Genomic DNA, 21619 nt, shown 5'->3' on the forward strand with positions numbered 1-21619 from the left:
AGTGCGTGACAAACGCATATTAACAGAGAGAATAACATTTTTTCAAAAGTAAAGCCTATACAGAAGTAGAAAGTAAACAAGATCCATTCTTACGAAGTGAGTTTTTGCTCGAGCTTACCGATAATCGGTACGTTGGGGCAGAATTTCGCAAAAACTTTTAGGAGGAACTAACGCAATGACAGTTACACAAAAATCAGTTGATCAGCTCTCCATTGATACGATCCGTACACTTGCAATTGACGCAATTGAGAAAGCAAACTCGGGTCACCCAGGAATGCCTATGGGTGCTGCTCCAATGGGGTATCAATTATTCGCAAAAAGTATGAAGCACAATCCATCCAATCCAACTTGGATTAACCGCGACCGTTTCGTGTTATCAGCGGGTCATGGTTCAATGCTGCTATACAGCTTACTACACCTATCCGGTTATGGTTTGTCAATCGACGAGCTGAAGAACTTCCGTCAATGGGGCTCCAAAACACCAGGTCACCCGGAATTTGGTCACACAGCGGGTGTTGATGCTACAACAGGTCCGCTTGGACAAGGGGTGGCAATGGCGGTTGGTATGGCAATGGCTGAGACACAGCTGGGCGCAACTTATAATAAAGACGGTTTGAACGTTGTTGACCATTTTACATATGCAATCTGTGGAGATGGCGATCTAATGGAAGGCGTCTCCAGTGAAGCGGCTTCCCTTGCTGCACATTTGAAGCTTGGTAAATTAGTTATGCTTTATGATTCCAATGATATCTCACTAGACGGTGAGCTGAACCTGTCTTTCTCTGAGAATGTTCAAGGTCGTTTCGAAGCTTACGGCTGGCAGGTTATTCGCGTAGAAGACGGTAATGATTTGAATGCACTTGCGAATGCAGTTGCAGCTGCTCAAGCAGAGACTGGTAAACCGACATTGATCGAAGTGAAGACAGTTATCGGTTACGGCAGCCCGAATAAAGGCGGCAAAGGCGGACATGTGGGACCACATGGTTCACCGCTTGGTGCTGACGAAACAAAGCTGACGAAGGAATTTTATGGCTGGAATAATGAGCCTTTCTTCGTACCAGAGGAAGTTCGCGCACATTTTGCAGATGTAAAAGCGAAAGGCGAGAAAGCAAACGCAGAGTGGGATGCCATGTTTGCAGCCTACAAAGCAGCTAACCCAGAGCTTGCTGCGCAGTTCGAAACAGCTATCAGTGGGAAGCTTCCTGCAGGCTGGGATAAAGATTTGCCTGTTTATACTACTGACGACAAAGCGGTATCCACACGTGTTGCTTCCGGTAATGCATTGAATGGTCTAGCTAAGAATGTACCGAACCTAGTGGGTGGTTCTGCTGACCTTGAGAGTTCAACAATGACTCACCTTAAAGGCTTGCCTGTCTACAAAGCTGGTAACTATGACGGACGCAATATTTACTTTGGTGTTCGTGAGTTCGCAATGGCTGCTGCTATGAATGGTATCGAGCTTCATGGCGGCTTGAAAGTATACGGTGCAACGTTCTTCGTATTTACCGATTACCTACGGCCGGCTGTTCGTCTGGCTGCGCTGATGAAGCTTCCAGTGGTCTATGTACTTACGCATGATAGTATCGCTGTTGGTGAAGATGGCCCGACACATGAGCCGATCGAGCAGCTTGCATCACTTCGTATCATTCCGGACCTGACAGTTATTCGTCCAGCTGATGCGAATGAAACTTCAGCAGCTTGGGCTTATGCGCTTGAGAATGGCAGCAAGCCTGTTGCACTCGTTCTGACTCGTCAAAACCTGCCGATTCTAGAAGGTACAGTCACGAATGCTCGTGAAGGTATTGCTAAAGGCGGTTATGTGGTATCCGAGGCTTCAAACGGTAAACCACAAGCCCAAATCATTGCAACTGGTTCTGAAGTGCAGCTTGCTGTTGCAGCGCAGGAGGCTCTTGCAGCGGAAGGCATCCAAGTTCGCGTCATCAGCTTACCAAGCTTCGATCTGTTCGAGCAGCAATCACAAGCGTACAAAGACTCCGTTATTCTTCCTGACATTAAAGCGCGTCTTGCTATTGAGATGGCTTCACCATTTGGTTGGGAGCGTTATGTTGGCGACAAGGGAGCTATCCTTGCGATCAGCACATTCGGTGCTTCCGCGCCGGGTAACCGCGTCATCGAAGAGTACGGCTTTACGGTTGCTAATGTAGTTAGCAAAGTGAAAGCACTCCTGTAGTCACATAACAGGACCCGCATCTCTAGAAGGAATTAGTGGGGCTTGCAGCTCTTAAGGGGCCGCAAGCCTTACCTTAAATATAAGAAAGTATAAGTTTCCTCCATACTTTGCTTATATTTCAGAGGGAAGAAACTTACTTTACCGCCAAGGACGGCGATAGCCGTTTCTTCTTAATTTTACATAAAAGGAGCTTGAATCTACCCATGTCCCAGTTCGAAAATGTTACAATCGTGAAGCAAGCCAATGTCTATTTCGATGGTAAAGTAACTAGTCGTACCGTAGTTTTTGCAGATGGAACGAAGAAAACGCTCGGTATCATGCTTCCAGGTGAATACGAGTTTGGTACCGATACGACAGAAATCATGGAAATTCTCGCAGGGGATTTGCAGGTGCTTTTGCCAGGTGATTCGGAGTGGATCAGCATTTCCGGCAAAGGTGAGTTCACGGTTCCTGCTAACGCGAAGTTCAAGCTTATAGTGGCGACTGTAGCAGATTACTGCTGCTCATACTTGTAAGCCAGAAATTTAGCATGCATCTTCAAAAAAAGGCTGCTTCCTTATCGCCGTGAGATCGACGGTAAGGAGCAGCCTTTTCCCTATGAAGCCCTGTTTGCTAATTAACCAGCGCTGATTGTTTGTTTATTAATGTAGGCTTCGAGCTGAAGACGCTGATAAGGCGCAAGTCCAGCAAGCATACAGCCATAGCGGAAAGTCTCTCCACTTGCTTCTATACGAATAATACGTCCAGTTACCGGCGGCAGATCAGAATCCTGTGGAAAGTGAATGACGACAAACATGTCTTTCTCGAGTGGAGATTTGGAGGAGATTTGAATCCCACTTTCGGAAAGATCGCATAAGGTGCCTTCAATGAGCTGACCGGAGAAGGAGCCTTCCTGCTCCCATTGATAGACGGACAGCTTGAGCGGTACATCTAGGGAAAGTCTTCCGCTGCGTCTACGGTCGGAAGAATCAGCTTTGGAGTCTGCTGCGGCATCTAAAGCGGAAGGAATCGAATCTTGTGCCCCAGAGTTCGTAATTCGTTTATTAATCCATTGCTCATAACAATGAGCCAGTGCGGATAGGTCAAGCTCGCCAAGCCCCATGGAGTCGGCCATTTGGAATAAACTTTTCACCGTTTCAAGAATCGGAGTTGGGGTCTTTAAGTTGTCCGATAGGACAGAGGAAAGTCTCAAGTCTTTTAGCATGAGCTCCAATGAGAATTGAACAGTGAAATCACGATTGAGCAGCTTCGGTGCTTTTAGCTCTGCCATTTTGCTGGCAGCACCGCCGGATTGGACAAGTTCTAGGAAGGCTGCTGCATCGATACCGCCGCTAGCAGCGATGGCCATGCCTTCAACCAATGCGGCAGTGTTAATACCCACAATCGTATTATGTGCCAGCTTCGCTGTAGATCCGCTTCCATTTGGACCCATAGGTATAACTTTTCTACCCATTGCAAGCAGGACATCTTCGACCTTATCAACAACGGCCTTGTCTCCGCCAACCATAAATACTAGCGTCCCACCCTCGGCAGCTGGTTTGCTTCCCGTTACGGGTGCATCCAGGAAGTCTGCAAATTTCGCAGTCACATCACGAGCAAGATCCCTAGCAAGAGAAGGAGAAATGGTGCTGCTGTCGACGATAATCGTACCTGGCATAATACTGCTTAGTATGCCGTTTTCACCGTAATAAACCTCACGAATGGCATCATCATTGCTAATCATTGTGATGACCAGTTCGGAAGCGCGCGTAACAGCAGCCGGCGTTGAAGCTTCGTCAGCACCGAGTTTAACTAGCTCATCGGCTTTACCAGCTGTGCGGTTATATAGCGTGACTTGATAGCCTTTACGTAGTAAATTTGCTGCCATTGGTGCCCCCATGACACCTAGTCCGATAAATCCAATTTTGTTCAAGACTTTCATCTCCTTGTAGCCGATTAAATGATTCTTTTATTTTATCATAAAACAAGGTAGAGAAGAATTGAGCCTCCGATTCCCTTGTGTTTGCATAGAAAATCCATTATCCTAATGCTAACGCAAAATTGGACAACCCTTTTGGTCATGGTACAATGGAGGGCAATCGCAATTGAAGGCAGCTTTTAGGAGCAATTTTCCTCGATAACACAAATTTTTGGGAGGTTTCTTATTCATGAGTAAAGCCGTTAAATTTGATTACAGTAAAGCGCTGGCCTTTATCGGGCAGCATGAAGTGGATTATTTAGCAGACCAGGTTCGTGCGGCCCACGATCAGCTGCATAATGGAACGGGCGCAGGCTCAGACTACTTAGGCTGGATCGACCTGCCAAACAATTATGATAAAGAAGAGTTCTCACGTATTCAACAGGCTGCTGCTAAGATCAAATCCGATTCTGAAGTATTGGTTGTTATCGGTATCGGCGGTTCTTACCTTGGTGCGCGCGCTGCGATTGAAATGCTTTCGAATTCCTTTTATAACCTACAACCGAAAGAACAGCGCAAAGGTCCTCAAGTCCTGTTCGCAGGTAACAATATCAGCTCTACATATGTAACACATTTGAAGCAATTGCTTGAAGGTCGCGATTGGTCCATCAATGTTATCTCCAAATCCGGTACAACGACTGAACCGGCTATCGCTTTCCGCGTATTCCGTGAAGCACTCGAAAGCAAATACGGCAAGGCGGAAGCTCGCAAACGCATCTATGCAACAACGGATCGTGAGAAAGGTGCACTCAAAAAGCTTGCTACAGAAGAAGGTTACGAGTCCTTCATCATTCCAGATGACGTAGGTGGACGCTACTCCGTGCTGACAGCAGTTGGCTTGCTTCCAATTGCAGCAGCAGGTATCGACATTGAAGCGATGATGAAAGGCGCGGCTGATGCTACTGCAGCATACAGCAGCCCGAACCTGGCAGAGAACGAAGCTTACCAATATGCAGCGGCTCGCAACGCGCTTTATCGCAAAGGCAAAGCAACAGAAATCCTCGTAAACTACGAGCCGTCGCTTCACTTTGTATCGGAGTGGTGGAAACAGCTGTTTGGCGAAAGCGAAGGAAAAGACTACAAAGGGATTTTCCCAGCGGCAGTCGATTTCTCGACAGACCTTCACTCGATGGGACAATTCATTCAAGAGGGTAACCGCAATATCTTCGAAACGGTTATTCAAGTAGGTCATGTTGCCGAGCAAATCACGATCGAGCATGATGCGAATGACTTGGATGGACTTAACTTCTTGACTGGCAAGACAATGGACTTCGTTAATAAAAAAGCATTTGAAGGTACACTGCTTGCTCATACGGATGGTCAAGTGCCAAACTTTATCGTCAACATTGCTGATCTAACACCATACACATTTGGTTACCTGGTTTATTTCTTCGAGAAAGCTTGTGGAATCAGCGGCTATCTGCTTGGCGTGAATCCTTTCGACCAACCGGGCGTTGAAGCTTACAAAAAGAACATGTTCGCGCTTCTTGGCAAACCAGGCTACGAGAAAGAAAAGGCGGAGCTTGAAGCTCGCTTATAAGCCATGCTTAATCGATACAAGACTGTTCGTCAGCTAGGCAGTAAAGAGATTGTCATCAAGAAATCCCGTTTTATCGGCTTTGGCAAGCCCGTTGCTACGGAAGCGGAAGCCATCGCGTTCATAGAAGAAATGAAGAAGCAGCATTGGAATGCCACCCATAATTGCTCCGCCTATATGATTGGTGAGCGAGATGAGTGTCAGAAGCAATCCGATGATGGAGAACCTAGTGGTACAGCGGGAAAACCTATTCTGGAGGTCATGAAGAATCAAGGCCTCAAAAATACGGTTATTGTTGTCACACGTTACTTTGGCGGTATCATGCTTGGCGCAGGAGGACTCATTCGAGCGTATACAGACGGTGCGGTTGCGGCTATTGAAGCCGCCGAACCGATTACGCAGGTGCTGCACCAGGAAGTTATCGTGGATGTGGATTACACGTGGTATGGCAAGCTTGAGAATGAGCTGCACGCGCGTGGCGTGCGTGTGGGCGCTGTCGATTTCACGGACAGAGTCATCATTACTTGCTTGCCTGAAGCGCCAGATGCCGAGCGGTTCACTGCCTGGATTATTGATGTCACACAAGGTCAAGCAATCCTCTCAAGCGGCGAAAACAAGTATTTTATTGATGGAGAATAGGCGACAATCCATTATCCCTAATAAAACGAAACTCCCCAGCGTTCGAAGCAGGGGAGTTTCGTTTTTTTTACATAATCGATTACTTTTTCTTATATTAATGATTGACTAGATTAGGCCTAAAATGCTAAATTGAATATTACCAAGTAAATTAATAGGGATTAGCGCGATTCCTCAAGGAAAGCGTCAGGGGGTAAGATAAGTTGAATTTTATGATGCGCAGCAGATGGTGGAGCTTCGGCTTTCGCACCACGATAATATTGTATTTTGTTCTCCTCATCGTTATTCCCATTATAGGTATTTATACTCAGTCGTTTTCATTAGGCTTGAAGCCATTCTGGGAGAGCGTCACCGATCCACTCGCGTGGAAGGCTGTAGGGCTAACGTTGAAGCTGTCCATTATCGCTACCATCATTAACATACTGCTAGGTACGATGATTGGCTGGGTATTGATCCGTTACCGATTCCCGGGCCGAAGACTCTTAAACAGTTTAGTTGATTTGCCTTTTGCGCTGCCGACAGCTGTCGGTGGGCTTATGATATTATTGCTGCTGGGTCCCAACAGCTTTGTTGGGGGACTATCAGAGAAACTCGGCATGGAAATTGTATTTCATGAACCAGCCATTATTATTGCCATGATTTTTGTTACCTTCCCTTTTGTTATAAGATCGGTTCAGCCGCTGCTGGAAGAGATGGACAAATCAGAGGAAGAGGCTTCTTATACACTTGGCGCGTCCAAGGCGAAGACATTCTTCCAAGTCATATTCCCTTCGATGCTGCCTGGTATTATAAGTGGTGCGATGTTAGCCTTCTCACGTGCGCTTGCTGAATTCGGGGCTGTCGTCCTCGTGGCGGGCAACATTCCTGGCAAAACGTTAATTGCCGCTGTTTACATTTTCGGAGAGATCGAAAGCGATAACACACAAGGTGCTGCTGCTGTCTCCGTTCTACTGCTCACGCTATCCTTCCTCATTCTATGGGCCGTTAACCTCGTCCAGTCGAGGAGGCTTGGCAAATGAAGAAGCTGTGGATTACCCTTACGTATCTCGTATTTCTTATCCTGCTCATTGCGCCGATTATCAAGATTTTCACGGGAGCATGGGAGGATGGCTGGAATGGTTTTGTAGAATCATTAACACGCGAACAGTCCGTACATGCATTGATGATGACAGGGATTATCGTTGTGGTCGTTACGGTATTGAATACGATCTTCGGTGTTATGCTAGCTCTTTATCTGGTTAGAGCCACATGGATTGGAAGACGACTGAAGCAATTTCTTAATAGTATTGTCGATCTGCCCTTTGCTGTATCACCTGTCATTGGTGGACTGATGATCGTGCTGATGCTCGGGCCGAATTCAATAATCGGAGCATTTTTTGAAGATATCGGATTTAAGGTTGTCTATGCACTGCCTGGTATGATCTTGGCCACGTTGTTCGTGACTTTCCCACTTATGGTGCGAGAGGTTATGCCTGTACTGCAGGAGATCGGTGCACAGCAGGAGGAGGCTTCCTCGACGTTGGGTGCTTACTCATGGTATACGTTCTGGCATGTCACCTGGCCATCGATTCGGTGGGGCGTCATCTATGGAGTCGTATTGACCGTCGCACGCTCACTCGGCGAGTTTGGAGCGGTGCTCGTTGTTTCAGGCAATATTATGAACAAAACACAGACAGCGACAACGCTCGTCTATCAGGATGTGGAGAATTTCAATGTAACTTCCGCTAGCAGCGTTGCTCTAGTGCTTGCGGCCTTCTCAGTGGGATTGCTGTTACTTATGGAATGGGCCAAAAAAAGAAAGGAAGTGCATTAGGCGATGCATATCGAGGTGCGCGGTTTAAACAAACAGTTCGGTGACTTTCATGCCGTTAATGAGGTCAATTTTGAAATTGCAAAAGGACAGCTAATTGGCCTTCTTGGACCAAGCGGCGGCGGTAAAACATCGATTCTCCGAATGCTTGCGGGACTGGAGACGCCAACATCAGGGGATATCATATTTCATGGCAAGCGTGTTAATGATCTGCCGCCTCAGGAGCGGGGAATTGGCTTCGTGTTCCAGAACTATGCCTTGTTCAAGCATATGACCGTTTACGATAATGTGGCATTCGGATTAAAGGTTAAGAAGCAGCCCAAAGACCAGATTCGTGACCGTGTCATGTCCTTGGTGGAGCTTACAGGCTTGAAGGGCTTCGAGCACCGTTACCCGCATCAGTTGTCAGGTGGACAGCGTCAACGTGTTGCTTTTGCCCGTGCGCTGGCGCCTGAGCCGCAGTTATTGCTGCTCGATGAGCCATTCGCAGCGATTGATGCCAAGATCCGTTCAGAGCTTCGCACATGGCTGAAGGATATGATTGAGCGCCTTGGGATTACTTCCATTTTCGTTACACATGACCAAGATGAGGCCATTGAAGTGGCTGATGAAATTATGATTATTAACAAAGGGCGGCTGGAGCAAAAGGGATCGCCTTGGGATATATATAAGAATCCACAAACTCAGTTCGTTGCTAGCTTCATTGGCGAATCAACGATTGTAAGTCAGGTTGACCGTCTTCCAGGGTTCGAGGAAGCAGCCAATTGGACGGGAACGCAAGCCCTTATTCGTCCGGAGTATATCGAAATTGGCAAGCGTCATGAATTCCGTATGCCATCAGCGACGGTGGAAGGCAAAGTGAAGCATATTCATTTTCGCGGCAGTGAATGGATGATCGAGGTGGAGGTTGGTGATATCAAGCTGATCACCTATCGTTCGCTCGAGAAAGATGTCCTGCAGCCAGGTGATAAAGTGAATGTCCTTATTCATCGGGCGTACTTGTTTAATGATAATGATACATGGATTATGGAAAACAAGCTGAAGGAAGATCCAATGCCGATTCATATCTAGGTACTTGATTCACACTATTAGGCTTAATAGAAAGCGTTGTGTAGACGATGAAACCTACCCTAACAAAAGGATGGCGGTTAATAAGCGTGACTCTGATATGTCTTTCTCTGCTCGTATTATCTGCATGCAATGGCAGCGGAAACGAGCAGAGCAAGAACGGGGAACCTGTCTCGCCTTCAAAAGGTGATATAACCCTCGTTATTGGGGCCTACTCTGTCGCCAAGGATGCATTCGCGAAGCTGCTCCCTAAGTTTCAAGCGGAGTGGAAGGCGAAGACGGGGCAGACCGTCACCTTTCAAGAGTCATATGAAGCATCTGGAACGCAGGCACGCGCGATTGCGGGTGGCTTTGAGGCTGACGTAGCCGTACTCGCTATGGAAGGCGATATGGATAAGATTAAGAAGGCAGGCTTTATCACGCATGATTGGAAAAAAGCAGCGCCAAGCAATGGCATGATTACACGCTCTATTGCCGTTCTCGGAACGCGCGAAGGTAACCCGAAAGGAATTCATGATTGGGAGGATTTGACCCGCAAGGGGATCAAGGTACTGTACCCCAATCCGAAGACCTCCGGTGGCGCCCAGTGGGATATTAACGCGATATACGGAGCTGGGTTGAAGCAGTCGGAATTGAAGACGGGCAAGAAAGATCCCGCCTATGCAAAAGCCTTCCTTGAGCGTATCCATGCGAATGTTGAATCCCTCGATAAGAGTGGGCGAGCGTCAATGGCAGCTTTTGAATACGGGGTTGGCGATGTTATTGTTACTTACGAGAATGAGCTGATCTCACGAATTAAACAAGGTGTCCATTATGAGATTGTTGTTCCGAAGTCGACGATTCTTATTGAGAACCCTGCAGCAGTAGTGGATGTCAATGCTGACAAACACGGCACTCGCAAGGTAGCAGAGGCTTTCGTTGAGTACCTGCATAGCGAGGAAGCGCAGCGCTTGTTTGCCGACTTTGGCTTCCGTCCCGTTGATGAGAAAGTGATGCAGGAAGTGAAAAACAATTTCGTCATCCCAGCTGACTTATTTGATATCTCGTACTTAGGCGGCTGGGACTACGTTCGTAAGACACTCTACTCCCCAAAAGGAGTTTGGTATCAGGTGCTCGCAGGCCTTTAGCGCAGCGATAGTAAGCGCATGTGCTGCAGACCCCAGATAAGTGCAAAAGATCTTTAAATACAAAGAAAAGCTCCCCAACCTAAGGGGAGCTTTTCTTGTTCCATTCGAAGGAACAACGTTCAAGCACTCATAGTTCTTGCGACCAGGGGATTAATTAACGATTTAAGAGCCAGTAGTAAAAGTTACAGCATTACTGGAATAGGCCACTTTAACCTTCAATACCTTTGAGAAGAAAGCAGCCGGAACATAGAGCTTTCCATTCTTTTGAACGGGAGCAGCACCGATCGTGAACGTAGGCAAGCCGTCTAGCCCGTAGTTATCTTTATTGGTTTCCAGGTAGGCTAATTGTTTTCCATTGGAAACACTTATTACTTTACTAGTACCAATCCGGTTTAATTGGTAACCAAGCGCTTCAGCGACTGTACGTAACGGGACCATTGCAATACCCTCGTCATTGGTATAAAGCGACGTGGACTTCAACGCTTTTCCATTAACCATAACAGATAGCGCGCTTAAATTTCCAGGTGTAGTTGTTGTGTGACCAGGGAGTGCGATATTAATTTCAGGTATGCCCGCAGCGTAAGGTGCGATTTCATACTGCTGGAACACAATAACCGCTCTACCATCCTGAACGTAGAAAGACTGTTCTTCAGAAATGCTTTTGAAGCCATCTTTATAATAACTTTCTGGATCCTTTGCGATTGTGCTTTTGATTTTCGCATTTATGACTTTTTTATAATGAGTGCCGAATAGATCCTTCAACGTAATTCGGGTTGCGGCAGCTTTGTTTCGTACATTATAAGTATCGACTCGAGTCGAACCATGTGCACCACCGGTGTAGGTGGAAGTAAGCACTTTGAGCGATAAGATTCCGTTCGTACCTTTGCTTCCATTGGACTTCAACTCATATTGGACTTCGACATCATAGGGGTGGAATTCATAGGCTGGTGTAGGGTCTTTCTTAAGAGAAGCTGCTTCGTTATTAGCTTGCTTCTTAATAATAGTAAAGTCCTCCATCGCATGACGTGAGAGGATATCATTAAGCTCGGCTTGATACTTCTTATCTAACAGCCCATCGATCACGGGAATCTGCAATCTTGCTGTATAGTTATCTGTCGTCTCATTAAAGGTTTTAGTGGTAACCTTGACCGATGCCTGAATGGAGTTAGCAGCTGTAGCAGCGGTAGCTTTGTTCATCGATTGTGCATCTGAAGCGAAGGAAAGTTGGGCTCCTGTAGTAAGCAGTAGGGCACTGACGGCACCAATTGTCATGAGTTTCATAGGGATGTTCATTCTTGTGTGGGACATACTAGGGTTCCTCCAGTGATATAAGTTTCGTAATACAACGTTATTATAGATGACTGGCTGAATACACAAGTTACAAATTAGTAAATATCGCCTTAGCTTCTTTTCCCCATACTCCTCTCTATAACAAACCGTTATCCTTTTCATCACAATGATTGATTTCTCTTATCGAGTGATGCGCCGTATAATGAGAACAACATCAGGGAGGTGCTTACAAACATGCCTATACAATCAACAAGCAAACCTCTTAGCTTCAAAATGAGTCTGAATTCCTATAAACATAAGTTGAGCGGAATCAGTTTTACCTTTTTACTCGCATGCATCGGGTACGGGTTATCCTATCTTCCTGGTTTGCATCTTATAGGGCAAATGGCTTGTGCAATTTTACTTGCTGCGATCTATCGACATTTTTGGGGGTACCCAGAGAAGCTTCGGTTAGGCATACAGTTCTCCAGTAAACAGCTGCTGCGGTTTGCCATTATTCTCTTCGGCTTGAAGCTGAATATTGGCGTTATCCTTCATCAAGGTCTGGGGTTACTCGTTCGCGATATGGCAATGGTTCTACTAGCAATTGGAATGACACTGCTGTTATCCAAATGGCTGAAAGGAGATACTTCCCTTTCACTCCTGCTTGGTATTGGCACAGGGATATGCGGTGCAGCAGCCATTGCTGCCGTATCGCCGATCCTTAAGTCGAAAGAAGAGGAGACAGCTCTTGGTGCGGGTCTGATCGCATTAGTAGGGACATTATTTGCAATCGGCTATACGATCTTTCGTCCGTTCATCGGGCTGACTGATCTTCAATATGGCATTTGGTCGGGCACGAGTTTACATGAGATTGCGCATGTTGCTTTAGCGGCAGCACCTGCTGGACAAGATGCATTGGCCATTAGCTTGCTCGCCAAGCTCGGTCGTGTCTTCCTGCTTATACCGCTTAGCTTCGTGCTGATGGTTTGGATGAGAAGGAAAAGAAAGGCAAGCAATGGAGCTGCTGCGCAAGAGAGTGGACGAATCGAGTTTCCCTGGTTCTTACTCGGGTTTATTGCAATGAGCTTGTTTGGCAGCTTTGTACTTAATCATGCTTTTATACTTCCTACACAAGTAACGGATTCCATCTCGACGGTTACCACATTTATTCTAACTATGGCGATGGTCGGCCTTGGACTGAATGTTAATCTTCGGAATATGCGTATGGCAACGATCAAATCGCTTGCGGCGATGGCGATCACATCCGTATTGCTTTCACTCGCTGCTTTACTGACAGTGTGAGGCAAAGGTGAAACAGTATCATCTAGTAAGCCAAGCTGTTAAAGCTTGCATGAACAAGGTAGATGTATACGAGAAAAAGAGCTGCTTCGAGTCGTCACTAATTATGACGCGGGAAGCAGCTCTTTATTCGAATTCATTTATACTTCTGTTTTACCGAGGATAAATTTGTTGATGACATGCATGACGCCATCTTCATTGTTGGATGTGGTTACATATTGAGCTAATTCCTTCAACTTTGGAATTGCATTGCCCATCGCGACTCCGAGTCCAGCGGCTTCAATCATCTCATGGTCATTCCAGGAATCACCGATAGCAATGACCTCGCCGAGCGTGCAGCCAATATGCTCAGCCATGAAAGAAATAGCGTGGCCCTTTGTACCTTCTTTATGCGTAACTTCTAGATAATGTGCCTTTGATTTCGTAATATGAACACGGTCCGCGATAAGGGGAGCAAGCTCTAGGGCAATTTGATCCAAATAGTCAGGCTCACCAATCATGAGCATCTTCGTCGATGGCAGCTCGATAAGCTTCTCAAAATCCGGTTCTACGACGAACGGGATCTTGGCTAGCGCAGAGTAGCCGCGTGCTTCCTCGTTATCTTCTCTAACATACAGGACATCATGGATATAAAGCTGAAGATGCAAACCGCGTTCATGGCAAAATTGCATCAATTCCTTCGCTGCATCCTTCGGTACGCTGCGCTCATAAAGTACCTGCTCATCAAGCAATGTCTTTACTAATGAACCCTGGTAGGTAATGATCGGAACATTCAGTTCAATTTGCATGGCGATTTTCTTAGCGGATGGGAACATGCGGCCTGTAGCGAGTGTAACGAATACACCATTTGCAATCGCTTCTGTTAGTGCCGCCTTCGTTCCTTCGGTGACGACGAGGTCGTCATTAAGGATAGTATCATCAATATCGATAGCAATCATTTTGTACATGTCGGTTTCTCCTGCTCCTTTTATATCTCTGTATGTTTTTATTGATTGTAGCGCACAAGAGTTCAGTTGAACAAGTCTTATTATTCATCATGACAAAGGGAGAAATAAGTTGCGGTAGGTACTTGGAGCCATTTGTTCATTTTCTAGAAATCGTTTGTTAAAATAACTGGAATTCTCGTACCCGGATAATTGAGCGATCTGATGGATGGGCAGATCTGATTGCTCTACCAGCAGCCTGAATAGGGCACCTTTTTTGCTTGATTTGTTGGAAGCTTGCGACCTATGCTCGAATGCGATAAAGTGAGTAACAGATTCATTTTTTTGTTTGATGAAAAGAGGTGGACGATGAGCATTTTTGGTGAGAAAGCAGTAAAGCAGCGGAGAAGAGTGTCCGTTGGGATACTAGTGGTTGCCGCATGCCTAGTGGGCTTCGTTGGTGGACGAGTAAGCTTTCAGTGGCAGTACCCGATTACGAAAGAGGCGACATTCCGTAATCTGTCCTACGCTTATAAAGAAATCATGAATAACTACCTGAACGGTGCCGATTCCAAAGCGCTTATCGAAGGTGCGGCAGAAGGAATGGTTGCTTCGTTAGATGATCCTTACTCGATGTATTTATCAGGTGATAAAGGTGAGCAGTATATGAAATCCTATGAGGATCACTTTGTTGGAATCGGTATCGAGATTCGCGAGCAAGATGGCGATTTTATCATTGAGGATACGATAAAAGGTGCTCCTGCTGAGAAATCAGGCTTAAAATCGGGGGATACCTTCATCACCGTAGATGGCAAGAAGACGAAAGGAATTACTTTAGCGGAGCTGAAGCAGCTTGTACAGGGTAAGGAAGGAACCGTTGCCAAGCTGATGATTAACCGTGAAGGGCTCAAGGAGCCGTTAGAGGTGTCGGTCACTCGCGGCGCAGTACCGGTTCATACCGTAGCTTCCCACATGGACAAGAATAATATCGGTGAAATTGATGTGACTCGCTTCGCCGAGAAAACAGATGAAGAATTTAAGGAAGCCCTTGATTCACTTCAAAAGCAGGGCATGAAAGGACTTCTTATTGATCTTCGTGGCAACCCAGGTGGTCTGCTCGATCCGACGATTCAAATTGCGCAGAACTTCGTGCCAAAAGGAAAAGTTATTGTGCAGGTCGTTTATAAAGGGGAAAAGCAAATCATTACGCATAAATCTGAGCAGACAACGCCATGGAAGGTTCCCATTGCGATCTTGGTCGATGCACATACGGCTAGCTCAGCAGAGGTGTTGACCGCTGCGCTTAAAGATACCGCTGGTGCGACAGTGATCGGTGAGAAGACCTTCGGTAAAGGAATCGTGCAGAACTTCCGTCAATTAAAGGATGGATCTGTGCTTAAATTAACCGAAGCGCAGTGGCGCTCTCCGAATGGACAATGGATTCACAAGAAGGGCATTGTGCCGACTGTCAGAGTTGAGGCTCCTGCATACGCCGAACTGCCAAGACTTCCAGCAGGTTTACATCTGAAGGCTGGCGATTACGGAGAGAAAGTGCAGATTGCGCAAACCATGCTGCAGACATTGGGTTACAACGTAGGTGTTGGAAAAGGTATTTATGACACGGATACCGCTGAAGCTGTCAAAAAGTTTCAACGTGATGAAGCGCTGCCGAATTCAGGTGTGCTCAACGATAAGTCTGCTTATCGAATTACGCTGCGTTTGACGGAGAAATTCAAGGCCCAGGATCCTCAACGCAATAAGGCGCTGGCTCTGCTCGAAGCAGCTGAGAAGTAATAGGATGACCAATTATTTGGTGAGAAACCCTGGATTTGGCTGGGGTTTCTTTTCTTTTAAACCTTCCATTGCTTGTTTCAAACCCGTGTGATATGCTTGTAAAAATTTATTCGGATTAAAACTTTCAGGAGGTCAATCATGGCTCATTACTACACAGAACCATCTCGAACATTTAGTGAATATCTCTTGGTGCCAAATTTAACATCAAAGGATTGCAATCCCTCAAAGGTGAGCTTGAAAACACCGATCGTTAAATTCAAACAAGGCGAGGAGCCGGAGTTCTCACTCAATATTCCTTTCTCATCCGCAGTCATGCAGGCAGTCTCTGATGATCGAATGGCAGTTGCATTAGCGCGAAGTGGCGGCATTTCCTTTATATTCGGTTCCCAGTCTGTAGAAGGACAAGCGGAAATGGTGCGCAAGGCGAAAGGCTACAAAGCAGGTTTTGTTGTGAGCCGTTCGAATTTGACACCAGGTCACACGCTTAAGGATGTGCTGGATCTTAAGGAAAGAACAGGTCATTCCACAGTTGCGATTACGGATGACGGTACACCTACAGGGAAGCTGCTTGGTATCGTAACCGGACGTGATTATCGGTTAAGCCGGGACCCGCGGGTCAAGCCAGTTAGCGAATTTATGACGCCTTTCTCCAAGCTCATTTACGGGAATGTCGGATTATCGCTATCGGAGGCCAATGACTTGATTTGGGACCATAAGCTTAATTGTCTACCGATTGTGGATGAGGAGCAGAAGCTGGTTTATCTCGTATTCCGCAAGGATTATGATGAGCACAAAGAAAATCCTTATGAGCTGCTGGATGCGAATAAAAGCTATATCGTGGGCGCAGGAATCAATACGAAGGATTACGAGGAGAGAGTTCCTGCTCTAGTTGCAGCTGGAGCGGATGTCCTTGTTATTGATTCTTCAGATGGCTACAGTGAATGGCAGCGCGAAACGATCCAATATGTAAAATCGAACTTTAAGGTTAAAATTGGCGCAGGAAATATCGTTGATCGTGAAGGGTTCCTATATTTGGTCGAATCTGGGGCTGACTTCATAAAAGTTGGAATTGGCGGAGGCTCGATCTGTATCACTCGTGAGCAGAAGGGGATCGGCAGAGGTCAGGCATCCTCATTGATCGAGGTAGCAGCAGCGCGAGATGAGTATTATCGTGAGACAGGAATCTATATACCGATCTGCTCCGACGGAGGAATCGTTCACGATTACCATATTACGCTATCACTTGCTATGGGAGCTGACTTTGTTATGATGGGCAGATATTTTGCCCGGTTTGATGAGAGTCCGACGAGAAAGCTGAAGATTGGCAACAACTTCGTGAAAGAGTTCTGGGGCGAAGGCTCGAACAGAGCTCGCAACTGGCAGCGCTATGATACAGGTGGCAAGCAAGGACTTGTCTTTGAAGAGGGCGTCGACTCCTACGTGCCTTATGCAGGCAGCTTACAAGAGAATTTGGACAAGACACTTCATAAGATCAAATCGACCATGTGTAACTGCGGCTCGCTCTCTATTGCTGAACTGCAGCAGAATGCTCGTATTACTTTAGTCTCTGCTACAAGCATCGTTGAAGGCGGCGCGCATGACGTTATTTTGAAGGAAAACAGCATTACTGGAGAATAGCAAACGAGATGATTTATAGATCTATATAGGTATAGATAAGGCTGACCAAAGTTCATAATGGACTTTGGTCAGCCTTATTTTGATAGATTAAGAAAGCAGAGGTCTATACAAATACTTCTTTTAAGCTGCTCCTACAGTGGTGGCTTCAGGAGTCACTGACGTTGGCGGTACAGCTGCTTTTGGCTCGCGAATCCAATAGGTGCCGCTATTCGTTTGAATAAGCAGCCATCCCTGCCAGCGCTCCACGATAGTTGCTGTCTGGTCAGTGAGTATGATTGGGGATGGCAGGGCAGCAAGCGGAGAGACATACGCGATCGTATTTGCATCTATTGCAATCGTTGATTGCTCCAATACATCGAAAGGCCCTTTAATAATGGAGCGTGCTGAGATCCAGACGATTCCCTTTATCGTTTGAATTTCGATCCAATCGCCCTTGAGTCTGGAAGCAGTATAACGACCGGGTTCAACCTTTGTAACGATTCTTGATTTCAAATCCGGGTACATATAGCCGAATTCTCCAGCCGTTACTCGAATGTCTACATGTAATGGTGATGCAGCTTGCCGCTTCATCCATAACGCATAGCCTTCTTTGGCTAATAGCCAGACCGTATTTCTCTGCTGTCCCCAAATTCGATTCCATTCGGAGAGAGGAACATTTGTCTCACCCGCGGATCGACCCAGCTCTGGTGTTAATCCAGGACGCTCGAATTGGGTAATAAACCAGTCCGTGAAGCCACCGCCGGATGGATGAGGCTTGGGCTGAACGAGCTGATAGCTGGTTAGGCTGGCATAAGCATTCGCGATGGCTTGGTCCCTCGCAAAGAATTGTGGCTTCGTCTTAAAGTTCCAGTATAAAATCTCACCGGAGGAATGATAGGCGACTGCGATCTCTGGTTTCGTGGAGAGAGTAAGGTCGTACATCGCTTTCGCTTCTTTGGCCTGAAGTGGCTGTAAGCCTTTGTAGTTCATATAGTAGGGAGCATTGCCCGGGTTATGAATATCACTCCAGCCGGCAGGATACGAACGGTTCAGGTCAATCCCCTTACCATTTGCCTTCCACCGTTTAAAGTTGCTGCTTCCGCTGTTCATTTGAATGAGAGATGGATGCACAGCAGCTGGAAAAGCTGAGAGTCCGAGCTGCTGCAGGGTTACGCCATCGGGATTAACCATCGGTACAATTCGGAAGGTGACCCGGTCAAGTAAGTCACGCGCACGGTAACCACCAAATACGGAAGCGCCCTGTTCATATTGCTGTGCCATTTGTTCCATTAGCATCATAGAATTAATAGTCGTGATCCATTCTCGGGCATGATGCGATCCAAGAAGTAAGATCACAGCTGAGCCTTTACCGATATCAGCTGTCCAGAGCTCGCGTCCATATTCACTCTTTCCAGCTGAACTAAGCTGAATGAAGTCAGAATAACGAGCAGCTAAAGCCTTTAAATCACGAGTCGTTGTCGCATACGTGTACACTTGCTGTGGATTGATAATGGGTTGAAGGGGTTGAGCGGTTTGGGCTGAAACGGGTTTGTTCAGAACAAAGAAGAGGGAGGACATGAATAAAACGCTTGTAAACACGAGATGAATAGAACGATGAAAAGACATAAGTTAGAATCTCCTGTTGATTAGATTGGATGACAAATATTAGGTGTCAGGAGATATTTATTCGACATATTTTTCTGTTTTCCTTCGAAAAAGAGCAAAAAACGACAAAAAGGCCGTCAATCCAATCGTTGGTTAGCGGTCAGGTGGAGGAGCCATGCTCTGTGGAATAGCCTTTTTTCATAGGATGATTAATCATTGAAGTCCAGTTCATGTAACGCATGTGTAATTCCGAGAGGAAATAAAAATAGACCCTTAAGAAGGGTCTGAGGGGTATCAAAGAGGATTAATACTCTTTGTCTATTTTCTTACATTAGATCAAAGCTATAGCAAGAAGGGTAAAGAGAGACAAAGTTAGAATATCATTTGAAGGTCCAAACCATGCCGATGTTTGAACTTTACCCGATGTACGGACTCCACCCGATGTCCGTAAGTAAACATTGTTTCCATCTACGTTAACGATAACGCCCTCGTGGATTTCTCCAAAGCAAGTATGCACGCGAACTCTGCGATTCATATGCCTCATGCATAAATGATATATCTCATCCATTTAGTTCTACCTCCCCTCATCATCAACATAATCACAGTATCCAAGTAAGCTTATTGAGATGGAAAAGTCGAGAACATACAGTAGACGGAAGTCTCTACGGCACTTCTGCATTCTATGAAAGGAATCCATTCGGGGACTGGACTGCTTGCAAAATGTGCGAATGGAACCCTTAGGAAGTTGACAATTCAATCCTACTGTAATATCATCTAATTTAACGATTCATAAATTAGATACTTGTTAAATTAGATGAGGGAGGTTGAATGCGACTGATGCAATTGGATAAGGTGGTTAGCTATCATAAAGCTCTTGCAGATCCTACAAGAATAAAGATTTTAATTCTGCTTGCTGATGGAGAACTTAATGGTCAAGTTTTGGCAGAAAAGCTATTTGTTACACCTGCAACAATAACTCACCATGCTGCGAAACTGCGGGAAGCTAGTCTGATTAACGAGCGAAGGGTTAAAAATACGATCTATTTTTCATTAAATGATTACTTCATCAAGAATAACGCCACCGCTACAGAAAATTTGATTTACCGAAAAGCAGATTCCAAAGGAGGTACGGACATTTTGCATGATGACCATAAGCGAATAAAGGATTCCGTCATTAAGAACTTCTTCACATCCGAAGGAAAATTGAAAAGTCTGCCCGTTCAACTTAAGAAAAAACTCATTGTGTTGGAACATTTAGTCTCCCAGTTGGAAAAGGGGCGGAAGTACACTGAGAAGGATATCAATGCTTTTATTAAGAATTTCCATGAAGATTTCGCAACGATACGCAGGGAATTTATTATGCACCAATTCATGTATAGGGAAAATCAAATTTACGAGTTAAATCCACAAGAAATGTGGGCGAGGTGGGAGATTCTGTCGTGACCACTGTAGGTATTCTAGGATTGGTTCATGATCATGAACTTAGGCAAAAGTATAATTTATCTTTGGAGTTCATAAAGGAGTTAATTTTAGAATTTAATCCAGATGTTATTTGTGGTGAGGTACTTCCCAACAGCTGGGAAAAATATAATAAAGACAGCAATCATCGAGGATATTGGGGAGAACCTGCAAGTGAATATTGGGATTTAATCTTTCCTCTATGTGAAGAAGAAAAATATGAATTTGTACCTATTGATTGGGTTGAACTTGATGTTTGGATGGATTTCGACCCTTTTAATAGTTATAACGAACAACAAAGGCAAAAATTGAATGTTGAGTTAGAGCAATGGTTTCAGAGACAGCTCTCAACATGGAATTCAAGTGTTATTCCATTAAATTCACTAGAATATGACGCTGTTACGAAACAGAAGTACGAATGGCTAGAACGAATTAACCCTCAAGCGCAATTATTTAGGTGGGTATGTAGACATCTTATTATGATTCAGCGAATAAAAAACGCCATTAAGAAGTACTCAGGGAAACGAATCTTGTCTATTGTAGGTGCAGACCATAATCATGTCTTGTATGAAGGGCTAATTGCAGAAAAGGACATACAACTCGTATATCCCTTGAGAAAATAAAGAGAGCAAATACTATTTCCTGGACACAGCGAATGCTTGACCGTAAGATTTGCGAATTCAATACTGTTTATGATGAACGACTGTTTTTAGACATAATAATAGGGATTCTGCTTGTCTGAGACAACCAGAATCCCTATCGGTACTCCTCAATCGTATTCAATTGGTACTTACACACTCCATTCAAACAACTTCCGTTGCATTAGTTAACCTTACTTAACCTTACTTAACCTTACTTAACCTTACTTAACCTTACTTAACCTTACTTAACCTTACTTAACTTTGCTTAACCTTACTTAACTTTGATTAACCTAACTTTACTTTGATTTCATTGGTCAGAGTACAATCAATTTCGATCGACGTCATCCTTGCCGCTGGTCCCCACATGTCCTGTAAGCAAATAACTTAATCTTGCTTACTCCTTTCCCAATTAGTGATAGGACACGCTTCGCTTACCTGCTTCATTGGACTATCCCCTCTCGGTGGAGTACTTGTACTTACTCCGACAATCACTCAGGTTCATTCATTCTTCTTTTGGAAAACGTTGTCTGAATGATATGAGCTAAGTGTACACGCTTTGTGTTAGTTTTGTAAATATTCAGAATAATCAAATTAAAGAGAAAATTGTAGGTTTATTGCCTATTTCCTCGCAATTACTCCTTTATCTTTACTATTTCGCAACTTGACTAAGAGGAAGCCGTGAGT

General features: G+C 45.4%; 19 protein-coding genes. 13 read left to right on the forward strand and 6 right to left on the reverse strand.

Translation table 11 applies throughout. From position 1 onward, the window contains the following. The first annotated feature begins 175 nt into the window (after window positions 1-175). Both tkt and ppnP read left to right on the forward strand, forming a co-directional pair. Window positions 176-2191: a transketolase gene (gene tkt, locus EKN16_RS30510; RefSeq protein ID WP_125665206.1), complete on the forward strand. Its 2016-nt coding sequence runs from the start codon at window positions 176-178 to the stop codon at window positions 2189-2191. Between the two features lie 203 nt (window positions 2192-2394). Next, window positions 2395-2706 carry a pyrimidine/purine nucleoside phosphorylase gene (gene ppnP, locus EKN16_RS30515; protein WP_125665208.1) on the forward strand — a complete coding sequence of 104 codons (312 nt, stop codon included), beginning with the start codon at window positions 2395-2397 and terminating at the stop codon, window positions 2704-2706. A gap of 101 nt (window positions 2707-2807) precedes the next feature. On the opposite strand, the gene EKN16_RS30520 is transcribed toward ppnP, so the two are convergent. After that, complete coding sequence (locus tag EKN16_RS30520; protein WP_125665210.1) at window positions 2808-4103, reverse strand: NAD(P)-binding domain-containing protein; 1296 nt, start codon at window positions 4101-4103, stop codon at window positions 2808-2810. 235 nt (window positions 4104-4338) lie between these two features. Here EKN16_RS30520 and EKN16_RS30525 point away from each other — a divergent pair, with 235 nt between their 5' ends. The 6 genes from EKN16_RS30525 to EKN16_RS30550 all read left to right on the forward strand — a co-directional run bounded on the left by EKN16_RS30525 (window position 4339) and on the right by EKN16_RS30550 (window position 10326). Beyond that, window positions 4339-5688, forward strand: a complete 1350-nt coding sequence (locus EKN16_RS30525) for a glucose-6-phosphate isomerase (protein ID WP_125665212.1) — start codon at window positions 4339-4341, stop codon at window positions 5686-5688. Between the two features lie 3 nt (window positions 5689-5691). Further along, the gene (locus tag EKN16_RS30530) at window positions 5692-6324 is read left to right on the forward strand and encodes a YigZ family protein (protein ID WP_125665214.1); all 633 of its coding nucleotides are present in this window, start codon (window positions 5692-5694) and stop codon (window positions 6322-6324) included. A 209-nt stretch (window positions 6325-6533) separates the two neighbouring features. Beyond that, the gene (cysT, locus tag EKN16_RS30535) at window positions 6534-7340 is read left to right on the forward strand and encodes a sulfate ABC transporter permease subunit CysT (protein ID WP_375782090.1); all 807 of its coding nucleotides are present in this window, start codon (window positions 6534-6536) and stop codon (window positions 7338-7340) included. Next, window positions 7337-8134: a sulfate ABC transporter permease subunit gene (locus tag EKN16_RS30540; protein ID WP_125665218.1), complete on the forward strand. Its 798-nt coding sequence runs from the start codon at window positions 7337-7339 to the stop codon at window positions 8132-8134. The genes cysT and EKN16_RS30540 overlap by 4 nt, the downstream gene beginning before the upstream one ends. A gap of 3 nt (window positions 8135-8137) precedes the next feature. Continuing rightward, the gene (locus tag EKN16_RS30545; protein ID WP_125665220.1) at window positions 8138-9202 is read left to right on the forward strand and encodes a sulfate/molybdate ABC transporter ATP-binding protein; all 1065 of its coding nucleotides are present in this window, start codon (window positions 8138-8140) and stop codon (window positions 9200-9202) included. Between the two features lie 47 nt (window positions 9203-9249). Further along, window positions 9250-10326 carry a sulfate ABC transporter substrate-binding protein gene (locus tag EKN16_RS30550; protein ID WP_125665222.1) on the forward strand — a complete coding sequence of 359 codons (1077 nt, stop codon included), beginning with the start codon at window positions 9250-9252 and terminating at the stop codon, window positions 10324-10326. Window positions 10327-10488: 162 nt separating this feature from the next. Here the strand turns inward: EKN16_RS30550 and EKN16_RS30555 are convergent, their stop codons facing one another. Next, window positions 10489-11634, reverse strand: coding sequence for a stalk domain-containing protein (locus tag EKN16_RS30555; RefSeq protein ID WP_183530810.1), 1146 nt, complete (start codon window positions 11632-11634; stop codon window positions 10489-10491). A gap of 216 nt (window positions 11635-11850) precedes the next feature. Between EKN16_RS30555 and EKN16_RS30560 the strand changes: the two genes are divergently transcribed. Continuing rightward, a complete protein-coding gene (locus EKN16_RS30560) occupies window positions 11851-12900 on the forward strand; it encodes a YeiH family protein (RefSeq protein WP_375782089.1) in 1050 nt (349 codons plus the stop codon). A 137-nt stretch (window positions 12901-13037) separates the two neighbouring features. Here EKN16_RS30560 and EKN16_RS30565 read toward each other — a convergent pair whose 3' ends face one another. Both EKN16_RS30565 and EKN16_RS33860 read right to left on the reverse strand, forming a co-directional pair. After that, window positions 13038-13844, reverse strand: a complete 807-nt coding sequence (locus EKN16_RS30565) for a Cof-type HAD-IIB family hydrolase (protein ID WP_125665226.1) — start codon at window positions 13842-13844, stop codon at window positions 13038-13040. An 87-nt stretch (window positions 13845-13931) separates the two neighbouring features. After that, complete coding sequence (locus tag EKN16_RS33860) at window positions 13932-14222, reverse strand: helix-turn-helix domain-containing protein (protein WP_125666837.1); 291 nt, start codon at window positions 14220-14222, stop codon at window positions 13932-13934. Here EKN16_RS33860 and EKN16_RS30575 point away from each other — a divergent pair. Both EKN16_RS30575 and EKN16_RS30580 read left to right on the forward strand, forming a co-directional pair. Then, window positions 14190-15614 carry a S41 family peptidase gene (locus EKN16_RS30575; protein ID WP_125665228.1) on the forward strand — a complete coding sequence of 475 codons (1425 nt, stop codon included), beginning with the start codon at window positions 14190-14192 and terminating at the stop codon, window positions 15612-15614. The genes EKN16_RS33860 and EKN16_RS30575 overlap by 33 nt on opposite strands. Window positions 15615-15752: 138 nt before the next feature. Beyond that, window positions 15753-17252, forward strand: a complete 1500-nt coding sequence (locus EKN16_RS30580; protein WP_125665230.1) for an IMP dehydrogenase — start codon at window positions 15753-15755, stop codon at window positions 17250-17252. A 120-nt stretch (window positions 17253-17372) separates the two neighbouring features. Here EKN16_RS30580 and EKN16_RS30585 read toward each other — a convergent pair whose 3' ends face one another. Together EKN16_RS30585 and EKN16_RS30590 are read right to left on the reverse strand one after the other, a co-directional pair. Further along, window positions 17373-18857, reverse strand: a complete 1485-nt coding sequence (locus EKN16_RS30585; protein ID WP_125665232.1) for a M14 family zinc carboxypeptidase — start codon at window positions 18855-18857, stop codon at window positions 17373-17375. A 310-nt stretch (window positions 18858-19167) separates the two neighbouring features. Further along, on the reverse strand, window positions 19168-19404 hold the full coding sequence (locus EKN16_RS30590) for a hypothetical protein (RefSeq protein ID WP_125665234.1): 237 nt from the start codon (window positions 19402-19404) through the stop codon (window positions 19168-19170). Between the two features lie 269 nt (window positions 19405-19673). On the opposite strand from EKN16_RS30590, the gene EKN16_RS30595 reads away from it, so the two are divergent. Together EKN16_RS30595 and EKN16_RS30600 are read left to right on the forward strand one after the other, a co-directional pair. Further along, window positions 19674-20279 carry a DUF2087 domain-containing protein gene (locus EKN16_RS30595; RefSeq protein WP_125666839.1) on the forward strand — a complete coding sequence of 202 codons (606 nt, stop codon included), beginning with the start codon at window positions 19674-19676 and terminating at the stop codon, window positions 20277-20279. Then, window positions 20276-20917 (forward strand): hypothetical protein, encoded by a 642-nt coding sequence (locus tag EKN16_RS30600; protein ID WP_125665236.1) that lies wholly within the window; start codon window positions 20276-20278, stop codon window positions 20915-20917. The genes EKN16_RS30595 and EKN16_RS30600 overlap by 4 nt, the downstream gene beginning before the upstream one ends. The last annotated feature ends 702 nt before the right edge of the window (window positions 20918-21619 follow it).

The sequence above is a fragment of the Paenibacillus baekrokdamisoli genome, assembly GCF_003945345.1.
GTDB lineage: Bacteria > Bacillota > Bacilli > Paenibacillales > Paenibacillaceae > Paenibacillus_Z > Paenibacillus_Z baekrokdamisoli.

Coding starts and splice junctions, on each gene's coding strand:
- tkt (WP_125665206.1), top strand. CDS start 176: ATGACAGTTACACAAAAATCAGTTGATCAGCTCTCCATTGATACGATC.
- ppnP (WP_125665208.1), top strand. CDS start 2,395: ATGTCCCAGTTCGAAAATGTTACAATCGTGAAGCAAGCCAATGTCTAT.
- EKN16_RS30525 (WP_125665212.1), top strand. CDS start 4,339: ATGAGTAAAGCCGTTAAATTTGATTACAGTAAAGCGCTGGCCTTTATC.
- EKN16_RS30530 (WP_125665214.1), top strand. CDS start 5,692: ATGCTTAATCGATACAAGACTGTTCGTCAGCTAGGCAGTAAAGAGATT.
- cysT (WP_375782090.1), top strand. CDS start 6,534: ATGATGCGCAGCAGATGGTGGAGCTTCGGCTTTCGCACCACGATAATA.
- EKN16_RS30540 (WP_125665218.1), top strand. CDS start 7,337: ATGAAGAAGCTGTGGATTACCCTTACGTATCTCGTATTTCTTATCCTG.
- EKN16_RS30545 (WP_125665220.1), top strand. CDS start 8,138: ATGCATATCGAGGTGCGCGGTTTAAACAAACAGTTCGGTGACTTTCAT.
- EKN16_RS30550 (WP_125665222.1), top strand. CDS start 9,250: ATGAAACCTACCCTAACAAAAGGATGGCGGTTAATAAGCGTGACTCTG.
- EKN16_RS30555 (WP_183530810.1), bottom strand. CDS start 11,634: ATGTCCCACACAAGAATGAACATCCCTATGAAACTCATGACAATTGGT.
- EKN16_RS30560 (WP_375782089.1), top strand. CDS start 11,851: ATGCCTATACAATCAACAAGCAAACCTCTTAGCTTCAAAATGAGTCTG.
- EKN16_RS30565 (WP_125665226.1), bottom strand. CDS start 13,844: ATGTACAAAATGATTGCTATCGATATTGATGATACTATCCTTAATGAC.
- EKN16_RS30575 (WP_125665228.1), top strand. CDS start 14,190: ATGAGCATTTTTGGTGAGAAAGCAGTAAAGCAGCGGAGAAGAGTGTCC.
- EKN16_RS30580 (WP_125665230.1), top strand. CDS start 15,753: ATGGCTCATTACTACACAGAACCATCTCGAACATTTAGTGAATATCTC.
- EKN16_RS30585 (WP_125665232.1), bottom strand. CDS start 18,857: ATGTCTTTTCATCGTTCTATTCATCTCGTGTTTACAAGCGTTTTATTC.
- EKN16_RS30590 (WP_125665234.1), bottom strand. CDS start 19,404: ATGGATGAGATATATCATTTATGCATGAGGCATATGAATCGCAGAGTT.
- EKN16_RS30595 (WP_125666839.1), top strand. CDS start 19,674: ATGCAATTGGATAAGGTGGTTAGCTATCATAAAGCTCTTGCAGATCCT.